Raw genomic sequence first — 3380 nt, forward strand, 5'->3', positions numbered from 1 at the left:
CGTTGTGTAGTAAGAAAGCGACATTTGTTGCAGGCGCAGAAATAATCGATTGCGCAGGTCGTAGAGCAAGCCCTCGCCGACTTGTGCGCTCAAAAAGCTCTGCAACACCCCCAGCAGGCCCATGACGATATTCACCCCAATAATCCCACCGACGAGCCAGAAAAGAAGCGTCGGTTGGTGCTTGGGGATCGCGTCATCGAGAATCCCGCGCACTAGGAGCGGCGGCACGACCGCAAGCGCGGCATTGGCGGCAAGGCAGCCGAAAATCCCCACCCAGAGCGTCTTGTAGGGCGCAAGGCAGGTCAGCACGCGCCGCAAGAGCACCCGATCCAGCGGCTTCTGAGGGCCATCGCCGCCCGTGTTGCGGTTCTGCAACCCAAACGTCCGAGGCAGGCCCCCCAAGCTCTGATCCGGCCCCCGCCACCCGCCACCTACACCCATGCGTCTATCATACCGCCCAATCGAATTGGGCGTCTGCAATGGCTTCGTTCCTCAGCCGCGAAGCCCGTGCCGGGCTGGGGAATACGCTGGTATGTAGCCCGGTACGGGCTTTCCAGCGCGAAGCGCTACTCGACGCCCCGTTCACGGGGCGGGTACGATAGAGCTATGGATGAAACGACGCGCTATGATTTGATTGTGATTGGCTCCGGCCCGGCAGGCGAAAAAGGGGCGGCGCAGGCGGCGCTTCTGGGCAAGCGGGTGGCGCTGATCGAGAAGGGGAAGCATCTGGGCGGGGCGGCGGCCAACACGGGGACGCTGCCGTCGAAGACACTCCGCGAGACGGCGCTTTTTCTCTCTGGCTACCAGCAGCGTGAGCTCTATGGGCTCGATGCGTGCCTGCGAGACAAGGCGACCGTGCAGGACTTCTTGCGGCGTGAGCGGCGCGTGGCCGAGACCGAGCGCCAGCGGATCGCGGGGAGCATGGGGAGCCATGGCATTGAGCTGGTGCGTGGCGCGGCGTCGTTTGTGGATGCGCACACCATCAAAGTCTCGGGCGACTCAGAGCGGACGCTGCGCGGCGATATCGTCCTGATCGCCACCGGGTCACGGCCTTGGCACCCGCCCGGTTTTCCCGTGGGGCAGCCAGACATCTACGACTCGGACACGATCTTGAATCTGGAGCGCATCCCCCAGCGCCTGATTGTCACCGGCGGGGGAGTGATCGGCTGCGAGTATGCCTGTCTCTTTGCGACATTGGGCGTGAAAGTGACCGTGATCGAGGCGCGTGATGAGCTGCTTGCATTTCTGGACAAAGACCTCTCGCGTGCCCTGAAAGAGCGCATGGTCACCCTCGGGATTATCTTCCGAATGCCCGACGAGATCGAGCACGTGGAGCGCGACGACGAAGGTGAGGAAGTGGGCTGGCGCTGCGCCCTGCGCTACGGTGGCTCGATTGTCGCGGACACGATCCTCATTGCCGCGGGGCGCAGTGGCAACACGGAGGGCCTGAACCTCGCAGCCGCGGGGCTGGAGGCGGCCAAGCGTGGCTTGCTAACCGTTAATGAGTGCTTCCAGACCGCCGTTCCCTCGATCTACGCTGCCGGCGATGTGGTAGGGTTTCCCTCACTGGCCTCGGCTTCGATGGAGCAGGCGCGCCTGGCGATGTGCTACGCGTTTGAGAGCAACTTCACGGGCCATCTCGCCCCAATCTTGCCCTACGGGATCTACACGATTCCTGAGGCCAGCAGCGCCGGAGAGACCGAGCAGAGCGCCAAAGAGAAAGGCATTGATGCCGTCTGTGGACGTGCCAGCTTTGCCGCCAATGCCCGCGGACAGATTATCGGGGAGCAGTTTGGCTTTATCAAGCTGGTCTTTCGGCGCGAGGACATGCGGCTCATTGGGGTGCACATTATCGGGGAGAGTGCCTCTGAGCTCGTGCACATTGGCCTCACCGCGATGCTTGCCGAACAAGGTGCGGAATTATTCTTGCGTACTTGCTACAACTATCCAACCCTCTCTGAAGCGTATAAATACGCCACCTATGATGCGCTTAAACGCAGAAATAGCTGATCTCTTTCCCTGGTCGGCTTGGTTTGTTGGTCTTGGTTTACTCGGAGGGGCGCTGGCCCACCGTCGTCGTGGCTAGTCGGAAATCTGGCACGAAAGTTGCAAACATAGGAAAAATATGATTTTTCCACGATTGCGATGTCTTAGTGGAGCATCTTTGATTGTTTTCGGAATGCTCCTGTCTCCAGCGCATGCACAGCTTTTTGAGAGCAATCTTCAAGTTTTTAATTATAGCTACAGCTACAATGTTGGGGGCACTCTGGTAACACGCACCATCCCGGTTAAGATCTATGTCAATCTAGGGCATGTGGGTGATCCTGGGTTTGGTCAGCCTTTACCCGTCGTGATGTATCTTCACGGGGCAGGGGAGCGTGGCAATAGCTGGGATGTAGATAACAATAGCCAGGTAGATAGCTGGACTTTCTCGGACTCTCTGAAGCTTGTAGATCGCCCTGCAATCTATGTTGCCCCCCGTGGCATCAAAGACTTCGCAACGAACGACCCTGAGTATCTTGTCAACCAAGCCCTCTGGGGGAGTACTGCACCACTTGGTTCTAACTTTGGCTATGATAGTCTGGGGGAGTACTGGCTCAATAGCTATGGCTCCAGTGATGAGTACAATCACAATAACTTTCCCCTTTCCGCGAGCTTACGGGGAGTTTTCAGCCTCACTGATACGCTGATCACGTCGCCTCAGCTCACCTTAATAGACAACTCCACCCTGCAACTTCCCGCCATTGATGCGAATCGTCAGTATATTGTCGGTTGGTCTGCCGGAGGAGATGGTGCCTGGGATGCGGTTGTCCGTGCCCCTGGTAAGTACGCCGCTGCAATTCCTATCTCCGGTATTGGCGATCCGGGAGCCTTCTTTGGTTCCAATGCGGTTGCGGGTTTGGAAAGTCAACCAATCCGGGCATTTGCGGGGGATAGTGAAGGCATTGATCAACAGACTTCGATTGCAAAAATGCAGGCGGCGATGAGCAGCCGAGGAGCTATCGGAACTGCTCAAATTCTCCCTGGCCAGCACCACTTTACAATTTCCAATGCAGTCTTTGATGCTCAAGCAAATCGTGACTGGCTTTTTGCCCAATCCTCTGCGGTCATCCCTGAGCCCGCAATCTTATCACTCTGTGGAGTTGGTCTTTTAATACTTTGGCGCCGTAGTAAGGCTTGACGCGATCCTTTAGGCACGATATACTCCTCTCGTTTGGCCCGTTGGTCTAGCGGTTAGGACGCCTCCTTCGGCGTTTTCTGCACCGCCCCAAAACCGGGAATCGGTGCTTTTTTCTCGTCTTCCGCGCCTGATCGAGGGCTTTCTTCTCCATGGCGATGTCTCAGGACACTCTTCGCGCACACTGGAGAACCGGCGACAG

The 3380-nt window shown here is 57.9% G+C and carries 3 protein-coding genes; 2 read left to right on the plus strand and 1 reads right to left on the minus strand.

Translation table 11 applies throughout. The features are described from left to right. Positions 1-441 (minus strand): ABC transporter transmembrane domain-containing protein (locus AC1XOS_RS21310; protein WP_481964223.1); only part of this gene is annotated, 441 nt, incomplete at its 3' end. A 165-nt stretch (positions 442-606) separates the two neighbouring features. Here AC1XOS_RS21310 and sthA point away from each other — a divergent pair. Together sthA and AC1XOS_RS21320 are read left to right on the plus strand one after the other, a co-directional pair. Next, entirely contained in the window at positions 607-2010 is a 1404-nt protein-coding gene (sthA, locus tag AC1XOS_RS21315) for a Si-specific NAD(P)(+) transhydrogenase (RefSeq protein WP_481964224.1), read from the plus strand. A gap of 169 nt (positions 2011-2179) precedes the next feature. Then, positions 2180-3181 carry a hypothetical protein gene (locus AC1XOS_RS21320; protein ID WP_481964225.1) on the plus strand — a complete coding sequence of 334 codons (1002 nt, stop codon included), beginning with the start codon at positions 2180-2182 and terminating at the stop codon, positions 3179-3181. Positions 3182-3380: the final 199 nt, after the last annotated feature.

Source organism: Armatimonas sp. (assembly GCF_964826245.1).